Origin of the sequence: Trichlorobacter lovleyi, assembly GCF_015239775.1 — a bacterium.
Taxonomy (GTDB): Bacteria; Desulfobacterota; Desulfuromonadia; order Geobacterales; family Pseudopelobacteraceae; genus Trichlorobacter; species Trichlorobacter lovleyi_B.
In genome coordinates this window covers 3518530-3538063 of the sequence record NZ_CP058409.1, presented here as the reverse complement: position 1 = coordinate 3538063, position 19534 = coordinate 3518530, and the positions used below count along the sequence as shown (strand labels likewise).

Sequence of the window (19534 nt, the reverse complement as noted above, 5' to 3'; positions counted from 1 at the left end):
CACAAACAAAGGAGAATCGTCATGAAAGCAAAAAACAATTTTTCAGTCCTGTTGGCAGAAACCACCGCAAAAGGCAGCCTGGCAATCTTCGCCGGTGCAGCAGTATTCCTTGGTGGCTTTATCACTTGGTCAGCAGCCGGTACCGTCAGTGGCCTGATGAGCCTTTTTAACTAACCAACCCAACTAACCAGATCATAGGAGGAATGTACCATGAAAGTTAAAGTCAGTTATTCCGATTTAGATGACAGGAAATACATTGGAAGGGTGCTTGGTGTGTTTGGCCTCTTCGCTGCAGGCGCTGCCCTGAACGTTGCCTGGCCGGCACTGAGCCATATAGGTGGTAAGTTGATCGGCTAATCCGATTACAATTCAGTAGAAACAGAAAAACCCGGCTTTGACCGGGTTTTTCTGTTTCGAGAGCGAATCAGCAAAGTTTAGCGGACTTGCTGAACTTCAACGATCTCAGGAATCTGCTCCTTGATCGCCTTTTCAATTCCCATCTTGAGGGTCATGGTGGACATGGGGCAGGAACCGCAGGCACCCTGCAGTTTCACCTTTACAATGCCATCAACCACGTCGATAAGCTCTACATCGCCGCCGTCGCGCTGCAGCATGGGGCGGACCTGATCAAGTACTGCCTGGACTTTTTCAATCATCGTTGTATCTCCTTCTATTAATTATCTGCTCTGCATCCGTTGAATGGGACGACATTAGTCTTGTATAGCGTTTTTAAGAAAAAAGTGCACCTGTTTTTATGCAAGCAGGTCAAGCAGCTCCTGCCGTTTAATCGGTTTGGTCAGGCAACCATCAGCCAGCTCCTGCAAGTGCTGTTCGTAATCAGCGGGGCTTGAGGTGACCACAATAATTCGCGAGGTATGACCTGAGAAGTTCCTGACCAGCGAGGCAAAGGAGTAGCCATTCAGTTGGGGCAGGTTAAGATCAAGCAGCACAATAGTCGGTTCATGTCGTTGGTACAGCTCTAGGGCGGTCACACCATCCGCAGCGATCAAGGTATGATAACCGGCCTCGCTTGCGATCATTTGCAGCATTGCCAAAGTCATTTCATCGTCTTCAACAATCAGAATAGTCTTCTGCGCCATGGGCGATTCCTCCACTACAAAGTAGTCTCGATGGTCATTTCTGGATCAGTAACACCACCGCATGGGCCGAGATCCCCTCGCCGGTGCCGGTAAAGCCCAGTCCTTCTTCGGTGGTGGCCTTGACATTGATCCGGTCAACATTCACCCCGCAGGCACGGGCAACGTTCTCACGCATGGCCTGAATGTGCGGGGCCATTTTGGGCCTCTGAGCAATGATGGTGGCATCCAGGTTGCCAACAGCATATCCCTGTGCCCTGATCAGGCCGACCACATGCTCCAGCAGTTTCATGGAATCCGCCCCCTTGAAGGCCGGATCAGTGTCGGGGAAGTGCTTGCCGATATCGCCCATGGCCAGGGCACCCAGCAGGGCATCGGCTATGGCATGCAGCAGTACGTCGGCATCGGAATGCCCCAGCAGCCCTTTTTCCCAGGGGATATCCACCCCGCCCATAATCAGTTTTCTGCCTTCCACCAGTCGGTGGACATCGTAGCCGTGTCCTATGCGCATTGTGTATCATCCTTGTGGAGATGGTTGTCCAGCAGATGCCGGGGCTGTACGTTCCCCAGCGCTGCCAGCAGGCTGTTTTTGATCTGCGGGATGTCCTGTTCAAGCCGGCGCAGCAGCTGCTTCATCCGTTGCCGTTGCTGGTCGACATCCGCCACCGGGCAGTTGCAGCTGACCGCCGTGATGCCGGCCTGCCGGACGGTGGTGAGAATATCCTCTTCAGCCAGGTAGACCAGGGGGCGGATGACGGTGATATCGCCGGTATCGCAGACGGTCTTGGCAGCCATGGCCTTGAGGGTGCCGATGAAAAACTGGTTCAGCAGCAGGGTCTCGATAAAGTCATCGCGGTGGTGTCCCAAGGCCAGCAGGTTGCAGCCCAGGCGGCGGGCTGCCCCGTAGAGGGCACCCCGTTTCAGCCGGGCACAAAATGAGCAGTAGGATGAACCGGGCCGCAGCTTGGTGGTGATCAGCTCGGCGTGGTCGGTCTGTTCGATAACCAGCTTAAGGCCAAGCGCAGCAACAAAATCATGGATGGCAGCGGTGTTGAATCCGGGAAAGCCGGCATCCACCGTAACCGGCAGCAGTTCGTAGTGGATGGGAGCCCGCTGTTGCAACTCCTTCAGTAGCATCAGCAGTGTCAAGGAGTCCTTGCCGCCGGAGATGCCGACGCAGATCCGGTCGCCGTCCTTGATCAGGTCGAAGTCGCCGATCGCTCTGCCCGTTCCGTTGCGCAAAGAGCGCCAGAGCTTGGGATCAACACCCGCCGGGCAGGACATCGGCTAGGCAGCGACCCGTTCCAGCAGGGAACGGACCATCGGGGTGAAGGTTTCATGTTCCAGCAGGAAGGCGTCATGGCCGTAGGCGGATTGAATCAGGTGGTACTCCACCTCTTTGCCCAGTCCCTGCAGACAGGTCACCATCTCTTCGGTCTGGTAGGGGGGGTAGAGCCAGTCTGAGCTGAAGGCGAAAAACTGGATCGGCGCCGTAACCCGGCTGAAGGCATCAGCCATGGATTCGTAGCCCCAGGTGACATCATAGAGGTCCAGTGCCTTGGCCAGATAGAGGAAACAGTTGGCGTCAAAACGGTCCACAAAGTTGTAGCCGTTGTAGTTCAGGTAGCGTTCCACCTCAAACTGTCCAAAGAAATCAAACAGGCCGTCCTTGGCTGAGAAACGGCGCTCAAACTTCTGCCACATCGATTCGTCTGACAAGAAGGTGATATGGCCGATGCCACGGGCCAGCGCCAGACCGTCCTTGGGGTTGTGTTTGTACTCCCCCTTCTTCCAGGTGGGATCATTATAAATGGCCCAGCGGGCCACGGCATTAAGAGAGATCGCCTGTGGTGAGGGGCGTGGTGTGGTGGCCAGGGCGACGACCGAGGCGACCCGTTCCGGGTACTGAGTGGCCCATTCCAGGGCCTGCATCCCTCCCATGCTGCCCCCCATCACGCAGAGCAGGCGCCTGATCCCCAGGTGACCCAGCAGCAGTTCCTGGGCGCGGACCATGTCGCGGACGGTGATGACCGGAAAGGAGAGGTTGTAACGCTTGCCGGTCCTGGGGTTGATCGAGGCGGGGCCGGTTGAGCCGTAGCAGGAACCGATCACATTGGAACAGAGCACGCAGTAGCGGTCGGTATCCAGCAGTTTGCCGGGGCCGACAATGGCATCCCACCAACCCGGCTTGGGGTCGTCTTCGCGACGCTTGCCGGCCAGATGGGCATCGCCGGTCCAGGCATGTTCCACCATGATCACGTTGGAGCAATCAGCATTCATGGTGCCGTAAAGCTCGTAGACCAGGGTGATTGGCGCAAGGATCCGGCCGCTTTCAAGCCGTATGCCCGCCTCAAAGGTTATGGTCTGCTCGTGCACAACACCGATGGACATGATCACCCCGATAGAAAAAAGCCCCTGCTGATAAATGGGAGCAGGGGCCTTGATAACGTCAAGATCCTCGCTCATCTTCGCCTTGCGGCAGGATTTAGCACCTGGCGCCCTGTTTGTAGCAGGGCCGGTTGCTGTGGTTTCATCGGGCCTTGTCCCTCCACCACTCTTGATAAGCAGGTTGTGAGGGCTAAAATACGTGAATGGCTGGTGAGAGTCAATGTAAATTGAGTGAGTTACCGCCTGACGGGATAGCTCTGGAAAATGCCGTTGCCATCTGGTATAACTACCAAGATTTCTGGACCAGACAAACTGCCATGACACAATGGAGCCGGGAGGATTCTATGCAACGGTTGGTGCTGCTGTTGGGTTTGTTGTTACTACCCCTTTTGGGAGGCTGTGCCCATAACTACTATAATCTGCCGCAGGATGCGGTGGCGGAAAAGGTGAAGGTGCTGGGGATGGTGCCGATCATTGTTGACACCGATTCCGATATCCGTCACCCGCAGCGGGAAGAGTTGATTACGCTGCTGGTTAATGTCAACCGCTCCTTTGAGCGGGATCTGCTGCGCCTGCTGAAAAATACCAACAGTTTTTATACCGTTACCCTGCTGGATGCCGACCCCAAGGCGGTCTTTTCCAATATTCTGTTCCGGCGTGAACGTCGTGATGATGCGGCAATCCAGTACAACAAGTACTTCTGGAAGGAAGATGCCCTGGCTGACTTCATGCGCAAAAACAGCCTGGATGCCGTGATGTTTGTGGTGGTCAGCGGTATCACCCGGCCGGACAAGATCACCTCCTCCAATCTGCTGGATTCACTGACCACGGATTATAACTTTCTGGTCATGACGGCCCAGATTGTGGATGCAAAAGGCACCATCCTCTGGGAGTACCCCAACTTCAGGCAGCGCAACCTTTCCTACAGCCCGCTGATGAACCTGCAATACCCTGACTTTGATGAAGCCAAGGCCAATATGAGCCCCCGGGTACAGGTCAAGTTCAAGACGCTGGAAGGAATTCGGCGTAGTCTTGAAAAGCGGCGTCAGGATCTGTTGCGCCGTGAAACCAATGAAGTTGAGCTCTACATGGGGCAGTTTGAGGAGATGACCTCCATGCTGGAGATTGACAAGGACCGCAAACCTGTTCCTGCGGCAGAGCCAACACCAAAACAGGAACAGCGGGAGGGGAAAAAGTGAAGATAGATATCAGCTTTGAAGGTGGTCAGAAGGTGGCCGCCAGCTTTCCCGATGGGTTGCAGATGCTGACAGACCAGCCCGGTGCCGATGGGGCACCCGGCGAGGCGCCAACCCCGTTTGCGTATTTTCTGGGCTCTATCGGTACCTGCGCCGGTATTTATGTATTGGAGTTCTGCAAGGCACGCCAGATTCCGACCGACCGGGTGTCGCTGACCCAGCATATCGAGTTTGAACTTGATCAACAGGGCAAGCGCAGGGTCAGCAAGGTGGGCTTGACCATCAATCTCCCCCCTGAATTTCCGGAGCGCTACCAGAAGGCGATTGTCAAGGCGGCTGAACTTTGCTCAGTTAAAAAGGCAATCATGCATCCACCCGAATTTGTTGTTGAGTATCAGGTGGTATAAAGGACGCCGTGGACGAAGCGCGCAAAGAAAAACTTACCAAAGAGCTGCAGGGGATCGCTATCGGCGCTGTCGGGCTGTTCATCCTGCTGGCCTTCATAACCTTCAGCTCTGCCGACCAGTCGCTGAACAGCTGGTCAACCGAGGGGGGGATCCGTAACCTGGGCGGCCGCCTGGGGGCCCAGGTGGCTGACCTGTTCTTCATGCTGTTTGGACTGGCATCCTACCTGCTGCCGGGGGCGTTGCTGTTTATCGCCTACAACTTGCTGCGCTTCAAGGAGCCACGGCTACGCTTTTACAAGGTGGCGGCCTTTTGTGGTCTGCTCTTCTCTCTGGCCTCGTTGTTTGCCTTCAGTTTTGAGTCAACAAGTTTCCTGGGACAGCAGGTCCCCACCGGTGGTCTGATCGGACGGGGGGCCGTGCTGATGTTGCGCGGCAGCATGAATGCATTCGGCGCCCTGTTGGTGCTGTTGCCGCTGCTGGCCGCCTCCATCATGATTCTGTCCGGCTTCTCCTTTGTGCTGTTTGCCTCCTGGTGGATTGAAAATCTGCGTACCAGGTGGGCTGCCCGTAAAGAACGGAACGCCCATGCCCGGGACGGGCGTGAGCGGGAAAAGGCCTTGGCGGAAGGAAAACCTGCCCCTGCGAGCGGTCCCGTGATCAAGACTGCCGCTGCTGCGCCTGCGGCTGCCCGCCCTAATTTCTTCAAAAAAGAAAAGAAGAAGGAAGCGGCCAAGGATAAGCCGGTCCAGGAGTCGTTTGATTTTATCAAGCAGGAAGGTGATTTTATCACGCCGCCGCTCTCGCTGCTCGATCCGCCGCCCGCCACAGAACGCCGGGTTGACCGCGAAGCGCTGGAGATGAACGCCCGTCTGCTGGAAAAGAAGCTGCTGGACTTCGGGATTGATGGCGAGGTGAAGGAGATCTGTCCCGGGCCGGTGATTACCATGTACGAGTTCGCCCCGGCCCCCGGGATCAAGATCAGCCGGATCGCCGGATTGTCCGATGACCTGACCATGGCGCTGCAGGCGCTCTCGATCCGCATTGTTGCGCCGATCCCCGGCAAGGGAGTGGTGGGGATCGAGGTGCCGAACCGTGACCGCGAAACGGTCTATCTGCGTGAGATCTTTACCTGTGATGATTTTCTGCAAAGCCGGATGAAGTTGCCGCTGGTGCTGGGCAAGGATATTGCCGGTCTGCCCTCGCTGACCGATCTGGCCAAGGCTCCGCACCTGCTGGTGGCCGGTTCCACCGGTTCCGGCAAGTCGGTATCGGTCAACACGATGATCCTGTCGCTGCTCTATACGGCCACCCCGCGGGATGTCCGCTTTATCATGGTTGATCCGAAGATGCTGGAATTTTCCATGTACGAGGGGATTCCGCACCTGCTGCTGCCGGTGGTGACCGAACCGAAAAAGGCCTCGCTGGCCTTGAAGTGGGCGGTGAACGAGATGGAGCGCCGCTACCGCCTGCTGGCTGACAAGGGGGTTCGTAATATTGAATCCTACAATCGCAAGCTGGCAACCGAGGAAGAAGAGCTGGTCGAGCATGATCTGGATGATGAAGAGATCATTGAAGAGCTTGAAGAGGTGATTGAGGGGGAAGACCCGGCAGTGCTGGATGAACCGCTGCCGTTTGTCATTGATGACGAGGTGGATGAGCTGGAACACAGCCACCTGCCCTATATCGTGGTGATTGTGGATGAGCTGGCCGACCTGATGATGGTGGCCGGACGTGAGGTTGAAGAGCATATCGCCCGTCTGGCCCAGAAGGCCCGGGCAGCCGGTATCCACCTGATTCTGGCCACCCAGCGGCCATCGGTGGATGTGATCACCGGCCTGATCAAGGCCAACCTGCCGTCGCGCATCTCGTTCCAGGTCTCTTCCAAGGTTGACTCCCGTACCATCCTGGATTGCAACGGTGCCGAGGCGCTGCTGGGGATGGGGGACATGCTCTATCTGCCCCCCGGCACCGGCCGTCTGCAGCGGGTGCATGGCGCCTTTGTTTCCGATGCCGAGGTGCAGCGGGTGGTTGATTTCCTCAAGAAACAGGGCAAGCCGGTCTATGAGAAGTCAATCCTTGAGATGAAGGATAGTGATGACAAGGGCGGCGGTGATGATGATGAAGAACAGGATGAGCGCTGGGAGGATGCCCTGCGGCTGGTGGCAGAGACCAGGCAGGCCAGTATCTCCATGGTGCAGCGCCGTCTGCGGATCGGCTATAACCGGGCCGCCCGGATCGTCGAGATGATGGAGCGGGAAGGGATGATCGCCCCCAGTGACGGCACCAGCAAACCCCGCGAGATCTACATGGACATCATCAACGCCTATCTGAATTCACAGCTAACGAGGTAGCAATGACAGAGCCACAGACGATTACTGCTGCTGCACTCCAGTTTACGGTCAACCAGGGGGACGTCGACGCCAACCTGACCTATGTCCGTGCGGCCCTGAAGCGGGTTGCGGAACAGGGTGCCAATCTGGTGGTGCTGCCGGAGATGTGGTCCACCGGGTTTGCCTACAAGAACCTGACCGAGCTGGCGCAGCGCACCGATGCGGTGGTTGCTGAGCTCTGTGAGCTTTCAGCCCGTTACAAGCTGGTGATTGTCGGCAGCCAGCCGGAACCGGCCGACGATGGCCGTGTCTTCAACACGATCCATCTGATTGATAACGGCCAGGTGGTGGCCCGCTACCGCAAGTTGCACCTTTTCTCGCTGTTGGGTGAGGACAGGGCCTTCAAGGGGGGCGACAGCTGGTGTCTGGCAGAGACCTCCATCGGCAAGGTGGGGGTGATCATCTGCTATGACCTGCGTTTTCCTGAACTTTCCCGTAGACTTGCCCTGGAGGGTGCGCGGGTGATCTGCGTGCCGGCCCAGTGGCCCAAGCCCCGTCAGGAGCACTGGCGGACACTGCTGCGGGCCAGGGCGATCGAAAACCAGCTGTATGTTGTGTCATGCAACGCCTGCGGCCAGATCGGCAAACTGGATTTCTTCGGTATGAGTATGGTGATCGATCCCAAGGGTGAGGTGCTGGCCGATGCAGGGGAGGCTGCGTGTGAGGTGTTTGCACCGCTTGACTGGCAGGCCATGGAGGCATGGCGAGCCCAGATTCCCTGTTTTGGCGACCGTCGCCCTGAACTCTACTGAGTTGTGATTGTTGCTTGACGGCCTGTCCCCGAAGGACTAGGTTTACGAATATTCTTTCTGGAGGTTAGATCCCGTGGGATTGGAAATGTTTTTTACCAGCACCGGCCTGGTTGTGAAGGCGGTTTTGTTACTGCTGATCATGTTTTCAGTGGTCTCCTGGGCCATCATCATGTTCAAATTTTTTCAGATCCACAAGGCCTTCAGCGAATCGGGCCGTTTTATGGACTTCTTCTGGAAGACCAAACGGTTTGACGCCATTTCATCGCAGGTGGACCGTTTCTCCAGTTCGCCGCTTACGGCCCTGTTTAACGAAGGCTACAGTGAACTGAGACAGTTGATGGAGGCTGAGGGGGTCAAGCCTGATCAGGGTGGTGTCAGTACCGATCTGGGCGGGGTGGCCAACGTCTCCCGGGCCTTGCGGCGGGCAACCAACCTGGAAGTTAACCGCCTGGAGAAGTACACCACCTTCCTGGCAACCACCGGTTCCACCTCTCCGTTTATCGGCCTGTTCGGTACGGTCTGGGGTATCATGGTGGCCTTTGAAGGGATCGGCAAAACCGGTTCCGCCTCGCTGGCCGTTGTTGCCCCGGGCATTGCCGAGGCGCTGATTGCCACGGCGGTCGGCTTGGTTGCCGCTATCCCGGCAGTCATGGCCTACAACCATTTTCAGCACAAGATCCGGGTGCTGGTGAAGGAGATGGACAGCTTCTCAACCGAGTTTCTCAACATCGTTCAGCGCAACATCGCCGGGAAGTAGGAGGACACCATGGCCATGGGCGGAAATGATGATGAACGGGGCATGATGGCGCAGATCAACGTCACCCCGCTGGTTGACGTTATGCTGGTGCTGTTGGTGATCTTCATGGTGACCGCCCCGATGATGCAACAGGGGGTGCAGGTCAATCTGCCCAAGGCAGATACCAAAGGCATGAACGCCCAGGAGGATACCGTCATTGTTGCTGTAGACAGAAACGGGCGTACCTTTGTCAATAAGGATGAAGTGCCCTCCGGCGATTTGCGCAGGAAACTGGCAGAGATGTTTGCAACCCGCACCAAAAAGGAGGTCTTTCTGAAGGCGGACGCCGGAGTGCCTTATGGTGAAGTGGTGCGCGCAATGGCCGAAATCAAAGGGGCCGGGATTGAACGGTTGGGTATGGTAACGGAGCCGGCCCAGAAGTAGGGACATGTACCAGCTTGAAGCTCGCAAAGATCCCGGATTGGGTGTTGCCACAGCACTGTCCGTCGCGTTACACGCGGCGGCGTTTGCTTTTTTGGTCTGGTGGCAACAGTTCATACCAGCGTCAGGGCCGGTGCAGACCACCTATTATGTTGATGTCGTCAATCTGCCGGTGGCTGACCCGCGTGCCGGCAGCCCGACCCAGAGTGGTAATGAAGAGAAAATGGCTCCTCCCCCTCCGACGCCCCCTGTCATGACCAGCCCGGCAGTGCCAACAAAAGTAACACCCGGCAAAAAGCCCTCGCCTGTTCCGGTCGCAGAATCTGCTGCCTTTCAGGAGCGTATGGCCAAGCTGGAGGGGAAGGTTGATGCCCAACGGCAGGCTGCCGCCTTTGAGACCTTACGTAAAAAGGTTGCTGCGCGTGGCAAGGTTGGCATGCCCCGGGGAACAGGCTCAGAGGCAGGTAGCGACTATACCGCCTACCTGCATTCCCGGCTGAAGGATGCCTTTCGGGAAACCATCAGTTTTCAAAGTAAAAAACCTTTTGTCATGGTGCGACTGACTATCGACGGTGATGGCCGGATTATCAGAACCCGTTTTGAAAAAAGCAGTGGCGATAAGGTCTTTGAGCTTTCGGTCACCCGGGCCATTGCCCTGGCTGAACAGACCATTGTCCCGCCGCCGGGTCGCACCGTGTTTGAAGGGGCATTTGTCTTCAAGCCCCAGGGGGTCAGCCAACAATGAAACAACTCGTACATCTGGTCCTTGCCTGTCTGCTGCTTTTGAGCATGCAGCAGGATACGGCAGCAGCCAATTATATCGAGGTAACCGCTGCAGGTAATCGCCTGCTGAAACTTGCCGTGGTCCCACCACAGCCGATGGGTACGGTGATTCGGCCTGAACTGGCCAATGAGACTGCAGAGGTGCACTCCTTTGACCTGACCATGTCTGGCCTGGTTGCCGCTGAACGGCGTGATGCCGCCTTGCTGGAGCATGGACTGGCCTTGACCCCGATGGATTTTATCCCCTGGCTTTCGGCGGGCTATGATCTGCTGATTCGTGGTGAATATGAGCTGCGCGGTCAGGAACTAACCCTTGAGTTCAGGCTGTATGATGTTGTGGCCAAGAAGCTGTTGACCTCGAAGCGCTTTCTGGGGCGTGAAAAGGATCTGCGGCGTTATGCACACAGCTTCAGTGATGAAGTACTGCGGGTTCTGACCGGTGAAAAGGGGGCCTTTACCTCGAAAATCATCTATGTCTCCACCCAGAGCGGCAACAAAGAGCTGGCTATGATGGACTGGGACGGCTTTAACGGTCAGCAGTTGACCGGTAACCGTTCAATCAACCTTTCTCCGGATATCTCGCCGGACGGTCGGGAAGTGATCTTTACCTCCTATAAGCGGGGTAATCCCGATCTGTACAAACGTGCCCTGTCAAGTAACCTGGAAGTGCCGGTCTCCAGCCGGTCAGGTCTTAATATTACCGGTGCCTGGTCGCCGGATGGCAGCAAAATCGCTTTGGCGCTGTCGAAAGATGGCAACACCGAGATCTACACGGTAGCCAAGGATGGCTCATCCCCCAACCGCTTGACGGTCAGCCATGCCGCCAACGTCTCACCGGCCTGGACACCTGACGGCAGTAAAATCGCCTTTGTGTCGGACCGGTTGGGCAAGCCACAGATATTTGTCATGGATGCCAATGGCGGCAATGTCAGACGTCTGATCACCAACGGGTCCTACAATGTCAATCCCTCCTGGTCTCCCAAGGGGGATAAGCTGGCCTTTGCCCGGATGGCGGGAGGATTTCAGATCTTTGTGGCCAATGCCGATGGCAGCAACGAAACGCAGTTGACCTTTGAAGGCAACAATGAGCGGCCCCGTTGGTCACCGGATGGGCGGCTGATTGCCTTCAGTTCCCGCCGTGGCGGCCAGGAGGCGATCTACGTCATGCGTGCCGACGGCTCCGGACAGACAAAGGTCAGCCGTAGTAAGGGGCTGAGCCAGCATCCGATCTGGTCTCCGCGCGGGCAATAAAAAATAATCAGGTGGTTGCAAAAAGATTCAAGGGATGTATAATCCACGCATACATTGTTTTATCAGGCTCACAAGGCCGTTGAATACCGTAAGTCACAAGGAGGCAGCAATGCGTAACGGATTTAAAGGGATGGTCGTGGCCCTTGGTGTTGTGGCAATGATGGCAGCAGGTTGCGCCAAGGAAGAGGTAGTCAAGAAGGACGAGCCGGTTGTGCAGGAGCAGACCGTCAAGCAGCAGGAGCCGGTCAAGCCGGTTGAGGTAGCAAAGCCGGAGGCCCCGAAGCAGGAAGCGCCGAAGCAGGAAGAAGCAACCGCAACCGCTGCCAAGGCATCAGAGGCTGTTGCCCTGGAGACCGTTTACTTTGACTTTGACAAGTCGGACCTGCGTCAGGACGCCCGTGACACCCTCTCCAAAAACGCTGAGGCGTTGTTGAAGAAGGTTGCGGATGCCAAGATCAAGATCGAAGGTCACTGTGACGAGCGTGGTTCTGACGAGTACAACCTTGCCCTGGGTGACCGTCGTGCCAAATCAGTTGCCAAGTATCTGATTACCCTGGGTGTTAAGGCTGACCGTATCAGCACCATCAGCTACGGCAAAGAGAAGCCTGCTGTTCAGGGAAGTGACGAGGCTGCCTGGTCCAAAAACCGTCGCGCTGAGTTTGTAATCGTCAAGTAACCTTTCAGCTCTATCGTAACAACTTCATGCACCGGTGTCCGGATCTGTTCCGGTACCGGTGCATTTTTTTAGGCTGTGGTACTTGACATTTTGCTTTTTAATATATATTGATTTTTATATATTAAGCTGTGGGGTGAAATCAATGCAGGTAAAGCAGATCATCGTATCGGGGCTGATTTTACTGCTGGTCGGGACTGGGGCTCAGGCTGCTGAGGTGCAGCGTGTAACGCTGCGTGAAGCGATAACAAGGGGTTTGGAGCGGAATAATGAGGCCCGGGCCGCCCGCTTTCAGGCAGAGTCTGTCAGGTCCGGAGCAACGGCCGCCTCATTGCACTATCTGCCGAGTGTGACCGTAGAAGAAGCCTGGTCTCGCTCAGATCTGCCGGTCAGTACCTTTATGATGAAGCTGAATCAGGGCCGTTTCACCAACCAGGACTTTGATGCTGCCAAGTTGAATAACCCGGCGCCGGTGAGCGACTTCCGGACCGTCGTGTCGATGGAACAGCCGATTCTGGTGCCTGCCGCCTGGGCTGCACACAAGGTGGCCCAGCGGGGGGCGGAACGCCAGGAGGCGATGTCAGAGCAGGCGCGTCAGCAGGTTGCCTTCCAGATATTCCAGCTTTATCTGGAGGTCCAGAAGGCTCATGCCCAGTTGCAGGCATCGCTAAAGGCCCTGGATGAGGCGCGGGAAAGCAGGCGTCAGGCAGCGGTCAGGACTGCAGCTGGCCTTGGGCTTAAATCTGATGAACTGCGGGCGGCAACCCAGCTGGCGGCCATGGAACAGCACAATATCAGTGCCGCAAATAACCTTACGCTGGCCAGGATGCAGCTGGCCCTGGCAACCGGTGGCCAGCCCGGTGATGAACTGGATGCCGCAGAGCCGGTGCAGCTGAAGCGTCCAATGGGTGAACTGAGCGGACTGATTGGCACGGCACAGCAGGAAAGGCGTGATCTGCAGGCCTCTGAGCGGGGAAAGGAACAGGCAGATGCTGCCTTGCTGCAGGCACGTTCCGGGTTTCTGCCAACGGTGGGGGCGGTTGGAGCATGGCAGATGAATGACAAGAACAGCGCGTTCGGTAGAGACCATGATGCCTGGATGATCGGGGTCTCCCTGCGCTGGAATATCTTCGACGGTTTTCGTACCTGGCATGGCAACGGACAGGCCCAGGCCTCCCGTGCTGCAGCTGTTGAACAACTGGAGCAGGCCAGAAAAGGGGTCAGCTATCAGGTGCATGAGGCATGGCTGCGCAGGCTAGAGGCTGAAAAACGTCGTGAAGTGGCCAGCTCTGCTGTGGCCGCGGCTGATGAGGCAACCCGGCTGCTGGCAAAGCGCTTTGACAATGCGCTGGCAACCATGGTTGAGCTGCTGGATGCCCAAAGTGCCTTGAATCAGGCCAGAGCCAACCTGGTGGAAAGCGATGCCAATCTGATGCTTGCCACCGGCCGGCTGTACCACTCCGCAGGTATCTTTCTGAAGGAGGTTCAGTAATGAATCGTTCATATAGCGCTGTTCTCTCATTGCTTACTGCCGTTGGCCTGGTCCTGGGCGGCTGTTCCGACACCAAGCACGGGGTGCAGGCACCTCCACCGGCTGTCAGCGGGCTGACCGTAACCGCAGTGAAGGTATCAGATCTGCCGGAGACACTGGATGTGGTGGGTACCGTCCGCGCCCGTACCAGCGCGCTGGTATCAGCCCGTATTTCCGGCACGGTCAGCGTACTGCATGTGCGGGAAGGGGACCGGGTGCGCAAAGGCCAGGTGCTGGGACAGCTTGACTCCAAGGAGAATCTGGCCCAGGCCACCGGCGCGGTTGCCGCAATTGACGAGGCAAAACGTGGTCTGGAAGAGGCCCAGGCGAGGCAGAAACTGGCCGACAACACCTTTGGACGCTTTAAAAAGCTGTATGACGAACAGGCGCTGACCCGGCAGGAGTTCGATACCCGTCAGACCGAACGGGAATTGGCCCATCAGGCCGTTGCCCGCGCAGAGGCCAGGTTGCGCCAGACCCAAGAGGCATCGCGGGCAGCAGGTGCCATGGCTGACTATACCAAGATTGTGGCGCCGATCTCAGGCGTCATTGTGGCAAAACAGGCTGATCTGGGGACGACGGTCTTTCCTGGGCAGCCGCTGATGACCATTGATGATGAAGGCAGCTACCAGCTTGAACTTTCCATCCCTGAATCACAGGTGCGTGCGGTGCATGCAGGTACATCTGTGCAGGTGCTGATTGACGCAACCGGAAGCAGTTTTTCAACGCGGGTCACCGAGGTGGTACCCACCAGTGACCCGGCCAGCAGGACCTACATTGCCAAGGTTGCTGTACCGCAAAAAGGGGTGCGCAGCGGGATGTTCGGACGGGGCAGTATCGCGCTGGGCAGTTCGGTCAAAGGGGTTCGGATCCCACGTATAGCGGTTTTCGAGCGTGGTGCACTGACGGCGGTCTGGTCAGTCGGGGCTGATGAGGTGATCCGGATGCGTCTGGTAAAGACCGGCCGGATTGTGGGGGATACTATTGAGATCCTGTCAGGTCTGGCGGATGGTGACCGGATTGTGACTGCCGGTATGGAAAAGGCCGTGGATGGTGCACGCCTTCAAACGGTCACAGGAGGTGCCAAATGATACGCAGGACGCTGCTTGTAGTCGGGCTGGTGCTTGGCCTGGCATCTGTTGCTGCTGCGGACAACTTCCGCTGTCCTAACGGTGAGATCGTCTCCACCGGTGATCGCCTCTCAATTGTGGCCATGAAATGCGACCCCCCGACCTACAAAAGCAGCAGAACCGAGAGTGAAGCGGGCTACAGGGGTGCTACTATTTTGGTCTCCGTGGAGGAATGGACCTACAACGAGGGTCCCAACCGGCTGGTCCATATCCTGACCTTCAAAAATGGCATTCTGGATTCAGTACAAACCGCAGGATTTGGCAAGTAGGGGACAGGTCATGCTCAAGCTGGGATTTGCGGGGAAGATCGCCCGCGCCTTCATAGATTCAAAACTTACCCCGTTGATTGTAGCGGCTTCGCTACTGCTGGGCGCTTTTGCCATCAAGATGACCCCCCGTGAAGAGGAACCGCAGATTTCGGTTCCGATGATGGATGTCTATCTGCCGATGCCCGGCTCATCCCCCCAGGAGATACAGGAACGGGTTGTCAAGCCGTTGGAGGGCCGCCTCTGGGAGATCTCCGGTGTGGAGTACCTCTACTCCATGAGTCGCCCCGGCATGGGGGTGATCACGGTTCGTTACAAGGTCGGCGAAAATATGGAGGAGTCGCTGGTCAAGCTGTACAACAAGGTCATGAGCAACCGCGGCATACTACCCTTGGGCGCAACAGAGCCGCAGGTTGTTGCCAAGTCGATTGACGACGTGCCGATTCTGGCTTTGACGCTCTGGTCGGACCGCTATGACCATACCATGCTGCGTAAAGTGGCCCGCGAGGTCTGTGACGAACTGAAAAAGAGTGCCAATGTCTCTGAAGCCGAAATCAAAGGCGGCCTGACACGACAGGTGCGGGTCATCCTTGATGCCTCCCGTCTGGCAGGCTACGGCCTGTCCCCGCTACAGGTAGCCGGTGCCCTGCAGGCCGGCAACAAGGCCCTGCCTTCCGGGGCCTTCAGCGGTGCCAACAAAGAGATGCTGGTGGAAACCGGATCGTTTCTGGATAATCAGGAGTCGCTGCGTCAGCTGGTGGTGGGGGTCTATGGCGGCAAGCCGGTCTATCTGGATGATGTGGCAAAAATCTCAGACACGGTCAAAGAGCCTGATGATTATGTCTTTATGGGGATGGGACCGGCAGCTGCCGAGAAAGGGCTGACCGGTAATCGTGCACAGGATTATCCTGCGGTTACGGTATCAATCGCCAAGCGTAAGGGGGCTAACGCCACCTGGGTTGCCGATGATCTGGTCAAAAAAGTTGAGTTTCTGAAAGGTAAGGTTATTCCGTCCGAGGTGCAGGTAACGGTCACCCGCAATTACGGAGAGACTGCCCGTGAAAAGAACAATGAGCTGCTGTTTCATATGTTCCTGGCCGCCATTTCAGTCACGATCCTGATCGCCCTGTTCATGGGCTGGCGGGCGGGAGCAGTAGCCGCAATCGCCATCCCGGTTACCCTGGCCCTGACCATGCTGATCTTCTACCTGATCGGCTACACCCTGAACCGGATTACCCTGTTTGCCCTGATCTTCTCAATCGGCATTCTGGTGGATGATGCGATTGTGGTGGTGGAGAACATTCATAGCTACTTCACCACCACGGTCATGAAGCCGTTGGAGGCAGCAATCAAGGCGGTGGATGAGATCGGTAACCCCACGGTATTGGCAACCTTTGCGGTTATTGCCTCGATTCTGCCGATGGGATTTGTCGGTGGTCTGATGGGGCCCTACATGCGGCCGATCCCGGTTGGAGCCAGCATGGCCATGCTGCTCTCCATGTTCATCGCCTTTATCGTCACCCCCTATTTTGCCTATCGTTTGATGAAGGGACACCACGAGTCCGAGGATGACCTTGCGGAATCAAAGCTGACCATCTTCTACCGGCACTGGATGGGCAGGTTACTGCACGACGTCAAGCTGCGTAACGGTTTTCTGGTGCTGGTGGTGCTGTTGCTGCTGGGGGCCTGCTCTCTGATCTACTTCAAGGCGGTTACGGTCAAGATGCTGCCGTTTGATAACAAGAACGAACTGCAGGTGATCATTGATGCGCCGGAGGGGACGCCGCTGGAACAGACCGCCCGGATGACCCGGGAGATGGGGGACGCCCTGCGCTCGGTGCCGGAAGTTACCGACTTCCAGAGCTATGTGGGCACCAGTTCTCCCTTTAACTTTAACGGCCTGGTCAGGCATTACTTCCTGCGTAAAGGCCCAAATCTGGCTGATATCCAGGTCAACCTGCAACACAAGACCGAGCGCAAGGCCCAGTCCCATGAGATTGCCAAAAAAATCAGGCCGCTTTTGACCGCTGTGGCAGAACGCTACGGGGCACGGGTCAAGGTGGCCGAGATACCGCCCGGCCCGCCGGTACTCTCCACCCTGGTGGCAGAGGTCTACGGACCCAATGACGCTGCCCGGGCATCGGTTGCGGAGCAGATCAAAAGGATCTTTGCCAAGACCAAAGGGGTGGTGGATGCAGACTGGTATCGCGAGTCTGATCAGCCCAAGCTGACCCTGGCGGTGGATCGTGAGAAGGCGGCCCTGTCCGGTATTTCTGTGGATGAGGTGGCCAAGGCGTTGCGGGTTGCCCTGGCCGGTATGGATGTGGGGATTCTGCATCTGCCCAAAGAAAAGGAAGCGGTGACCATCAATCTGCGTCTGGCTGAGTCGCAACGCAGTTCTTTAGCAGCCCTGTCCGCCATCTATCTGCCCGGTCCTAAAGGGAGTGTGCCGCTCTCACAACTGGTCAAGCCGAGCCAGGGGAGTGAAGAAAAGACCCTCTACCGGAAAAATCTCAAGAATGTCGTCTATGTGATCGGCGACGTAGCAGGTGTGATTGAGGCACCGGTCTATGCTATCCTGAAGATGCAGAAGCAGATCGCGGCCTTACCCACGCCCGATGGTTCAAAGATCGAAATTCTGGCATCCCGTCAGCCCTGGTCGGAAGAAAAGATGGGGATGAAGTGGGACGGTGAGTGGCATATCACCTACGAGGTCTTCCGTGATCTGGGGATCGCCTTTGCCGCAGTCATGGTGTTGATCTACATTCTGGTGGTGGCCTGGTTCAAGGATTTCACCACCCCAATCGTGATCATGGCACCGATTCCGTTGACCCTGATCGGCATCCTGCCGGGTCATGCCCTGTTTGGTGCCTTCTTCACCGCCACCTCAATGATCGGCTTTATCGCCCTGGCCGGGATCATTGTGCGAAACTCGATCATCCTGATTGATTTTGCCGAGATGAAGCGCAAAGAGGGGATGAAACTGGATGAGGCGATCATCGAGGCCGGTGCGGTCCGTTTCCGCCCCATGCTGCTGACCGCCGCTGCCGTGGTTGTGGGGAGTTTTGTGATCGTGTTCGATCCGATCTTCCAGGGGTTGGCCATAGCCATGATGTGCGGCGAGATCGCCTCAACCACCCTGTCCCGGGTCACTATCCCGATCCTCTATTATCTCGTTCAAGGATGGAAAGAACGTCACCATATCGGGCAGCATGATGCTGCCGAAGAAACAGCCTGATCAGGAGAATAAGCATGTATATCGAGCGAATTGTCAGAATCGTAGCCGGAGCCTTCATCGTACTATCGTTGTTGCTGGCCCACTTTCATAATCAGAACTGGCTCTGGTTTACCGGGTTTGTGGGCTTGAACCTGTTTCAATCAGGATTTACCCAGTTTTGCCCGCTGTTTACCATTCTTGAGAAGATGGGTGTACCAAAGTTTCCCAAGGATGCCTGCTGCAAATAGGATTGATTCCAACTCAAGGCGATATCTGGGTTGGTTCGTTTTTGGCCCCTCGACGTACTGCCGTGTACGCCTGCGTCGTTAAAACACTCGCCGCCTTGGTCTCATCCTTGATTCGAAATCGATCAACTCTAGTGGATTTGGGGGCAACCGATGACCTATCGTATCACCATTCTCTGTGAGAATTCTGTCGGCCCGATTTCCGGCACCCTGGGTGAACATGGTTTCAGTGCCCTGATCGAATGGAATGGTGGTTCGCTGCTGTGGGACACCGGACAAGGCCTTACCCTGCTGCACAATGCCCAGCGGATGAACAAGAATCTGCATGGGCTGCAGCAGGTGGCGCTGTCTCATGGTCACTATGACCACTCCGGCGGCCTGTTGCCGCTGCTGCGTGCCTGCGGCCCCAAGCAGGTCTTCGGCCATCCGGCCATCTTCACCCCCCGTTACCGTCACAAGGATACCGGTGAGTCTCTGTCGTTGGGGATGCCCTATCCCAAGGAGTATCTTGAGGGGCAGGGAGCCCGGTTTGACCTCTCCGGCCAGTTCCGGGAAATCCTGCCGAACATCTTCATGACCGGCCACGTGCCACGGAGCTCTACTTTTGAGACCGGGGACAGCGGCCTGTACCTTGACACCTGTGGCTGCAGCCGTGATCCGTTTGAGGATGACCAGTCTCTGGTGATTACGACAGGTAAGGGGCTGGTGGTGATTCTGGGCTGCTGCCACGCCGGTCTGATCAACACCCTTGACCATATTGCAGACCAGACGGGCCGCCGTGACATCCAGGCAGTGATCGGCGGCACCCACCTGGGATTCTGTACTGGTCAGCAGCTGGATCAGACTGTTGCACTACTCAAGCAGTGGCAGATCAGCAGGTTGGCGGTTAGCCACTGTACCGGCTTTGCTGCTGCAACACGACTGAAACAGGAATTTCCTGCAGCCTTTCAATCCGCCCAGGTAGGCTATTCGATCGAAATCTGAAAAATCGTCTTAAACTTTTGTTCGCCCCTTTTGTTTTAGCCTCTCTT

22 protein-coding genes and 1 riboswitch are annotated in these 19534 nt (G+C 56.7%); of the genes, 17 read left to right on the top strand and 5 right to left on the bottom strand.

Annotated elements, in window-relative coordinates:
• Positions 1-21: 21 nt before the first annotated feature.
• Together FY034_RS16355 and FY034_RS16350 are read left to right on the top strand one after the other, a co-directional pair.
• Complete coding sequence (locus FY034_RS16355; RefSeq protein WP_167370378.1) at positions 22-174, top strand: hypothetical protein; 153 nt, start codon at positions 22-24, stop codon at positions 172-174.
• 36 nt (positions 175-210) lie between these two features.
• The gene (locus FY034_RS16350) at positions 211-357 is read left to right on the top strand and encodes a hypothetical protein (protein WP_012471508.1); all 147 of its coding nucleotides are present in this window, start codon (positions 211-213) and stop codon (positions 355-357) included.
• Positions 358-434: 77 nt separating this feature from the next.
• Here FY034_RS16350 and FY034_RS16345 read toward each other — a convergent pair whose 3' ends face one another.
• The 5 genes from FY034_RS16345 to metX all read right to left on the bottom strand — a co-directional run bounded on the left by FY034_RS16345 (position 435) and on the right by metX (position 3488).
• A complete protein-coding gene (locus FY034_RS16345; RefSeq protein WP_265552450.1) occupies positions 435-656 on the bottom strand; it encodes a NifU family protein in 222 nt (73 codons plus the stop codon).
• Positions 657-752: 96 nt separating this feature from the next.
• The gene (locus FY034_RS16340) at positions 753-1100 is read right to left on the bottom strand and encodes a response regulator (RefSeq protein ID WP_265552448.1); all 348 of its coding nucleotides are present in this window, start codon (positions 1098-1100) and stop codon (positions 753-755) included.
• Between the two features lie 34 nt (positions 1101-1134).
• Positions 1135-1608, bottom strand: a complete 474-nt coding sequence (gene ispF, locus FY034_RS16335) for a 2-C-methyl-D-erythritol 2,4-cyclodiphosphate synthase (protein ID WP_265552444.1) — start codon at positions 1606-1608, stop codon at positions 1135-1137.
• Positions 1599-2381 (bottom strand): tRNA 2-thiocytidine(32) synthetase TtcA, encoded by a 783-nt coding sequence (gene ttcA / locus FY034_RS16330; protein WP_265552441.1) that lies wholly within the window; start codon positions 2379-2381, stop codon positions 1599-1601. The genes ispF and ttcA overlap by 10 nt, the downstream gene beginning before the upstream one ends.
• 3 nt (positions 2382-2384) lie before the next feature.
• A complete protein-coding gene (gene metX, locus FY034_RS16325; protein WP_265555299.1) occupies positions 2385-3488 on the bottom strand; it encodes a homoserine O-acetyltransferase MetX in 1104 nt (367 codons plus the stop codon).
• A 68-nt stretch (positions 3489-3556) separates the two neighbouring features.
• A riboswitch (SAM riboswitch) is annotated at positions 3557-3664 on the bottom strand.
• A 165-nt stretch (positions 3665-3829) separates the two neighbouring features.
• Here metX and FY034_RS16320 point away from each other — a divergent pair.
• The 15 genes from FY034_RS16320 (at position 3830) to FY034_RS16250 (ending at position 19487) form a co-directional block, all read left to right on the top strand.
• The gene (locus FY034_RS16320) at positions 3830-4684 is read left to right on the top strand and encodes a hypothetical protein (RefSeq protein ID WP_265552439.1); all 855 of its coding nucleotides are present in this window, start codon (positions 3830-3832) and stop codon (positions 4682-4684) included.
• Positions 4681-5088: an OsmC family protein gene (locus FY034_RS16315; RefSeq protein ID WP_265552437.1), complete on the top strand. Its 408-nt coding sequence runs from the start codon at positions 4681-4683 to the stop codon at positions 5086-5088. Before FY034_RS16320 ends, FY034_RS16315 begins: the two co-directional genes overlap by 4 nt.
• A gap of 8 nt (positions 5089-5096) precedes the next feature.
• On the top strand, positions 5097-7439 hold the full coding sequence (locus FY034_RS16310) for a DNA translocase FtsK (RefSeq protein ID WP_265552435.1): 2343 nt from the start codon (positions 5097-5099) through the stop codon (positions 7437-7439).
• 2 nt (positions 7440-7441) lie between these two features.
• On the top strand, positions 7442-8230 hold the full coding sequence (locus FY034_RS16305) for a carbon-nitrogen family hydrolase (protein WP_265552433.1): 789 nt from the start codon (positions 7442-7444) through the stop codon (positions 8228-8230).
• Between the two features lie 85 nt (positions 8231-8315).
• Positions 8316-8987 carry a protein TolQ gene (gene tolQ, locus FY034_RS16300; protein ID WP_265555297.1) on the top strand — a complete coding sequence of 224 codons (672 nt, stop codon included), beginning with the start codon at positions 8316-8318 and terminating at the stop codon, positions 8985-8987.
• 9 nt (positions 8988-8996) lie between these two features.
• Positions 8997-9410: a protein TolR gene (gene tolR / locus FY034_RS16295; protein WP_265552431.1), complete on the top strand. Its 414-nt coding sequence runs from the start codon at positions 8997-8999 to the stop codon at positions 9408-9410.
• A gap of 4 nt (positions 9411-9414) precedes the next feature.
• Complete coding sequence (locus FY034_RS16290) at positions 9415-10152, top strand: energy transducer TonB (protein WP_265552429.1); 738 nt, start codon at positions 9415-9417, stop codon at positions 10150-10152.
• Positions 10149-11441, top strand: a complete 1293-nt coding sequence (gene tolB / locus FY034_RS16285) for a Tol-Pal system beta propeller repeat protein TolB (protein WP_265552427.1) — start codon at positions 10149-10151, stop codon at positions 11439-11441. The genes FY034_RS16290 and tolB overlap by 4 nt, the downstream gene beginning before the upstream one ends.
• Before the next feature lie 109 nt (positions 11442-11550).
• Positions 11551-12117 carry a peptidoglycan-associated lipoprotein Pal gene (gene pal, locus FY034_RS16280; RefSeq protein WP_265552425.1) on the top strand — a complete coding sequence of 189 codons (567 nt, stop codon included), beginning with the start codon at positions 11551-11553 and terminating at the stop codon, positions 12115-12117.
• A gap of 142 nt (positions 12118-12259) precedes the next feature.
• A complete protein-coding gene (locus FY034_RS16275; RefSeq protein WP_265552423.1) occupies positions 12260-13606 on the top strand; it encodes a TolC family protein in 1347 nt (448 codons plus the stop codon).
• Entirely contained in the window at positions 13606-14736 is a 1131-nt protein-coding gene (locus FY034_RS16270; RefSeq protein WP_265552422.1) for an efflux RND transporter periplasmic adaptor subunit, read from the top strand. Before FY034_RS16275 ends, FY034_RS16270 begins: the two co-directional genes overlap by 1 nt.
• Positions 14733-15044: a DUF2845 domain-containing protein gene (locus FY034_RS16265; protein ID WP_265552420.1), complete on the top strand. Its 312-nt coding sequence runs from the start codon at positions 14733-14735 to the stop codon at positions 15042-15044. The genes FY034_RS16270 and FY034_RS16265 overlap by 4 nt, the downstream gene beginning before the upstream one ends.
• Positions 15045-15054: 10 nt before the next feature.
• Positions 15055-18279: an efflux RND transporter permease subunit gene (locus FY034_RS16260; protein ID WP_265552418.1), complete on the top strand. Its 3225-nt coding sequence runs from the start codon at positions 15055-15057 to the stop codon at positions 18277-18279.
• A 14-nt stretch (positions 18280-18293) separates the two neighbouring features.
• Positions 18294-18506, top strand: a complete 213-nt coding sequence (locus tag FY034_RS16255) for a DUF2892 domain-containing protein (protein WP_265552416.1) — start codon at positions 18294-18296, stop codon at positions 18504-18506.
• Positions 18507-18656: 150 nt separating this feature from the next.
• Positions 18657-19487 carry an MBL fold metallo-hydrolase gene (locus tag FY034_RS16250; RefSeq protein ID WP_265552414.1) on the top strand — a complete coding sequence of 277 codons (831 nt, stop codon included), beginning with the start codon at positions 18657-18659 and terminating at the stop codon, positions 19485-19487.
• Positions 19488-19534: the final 47 nt, after the last annotated feature.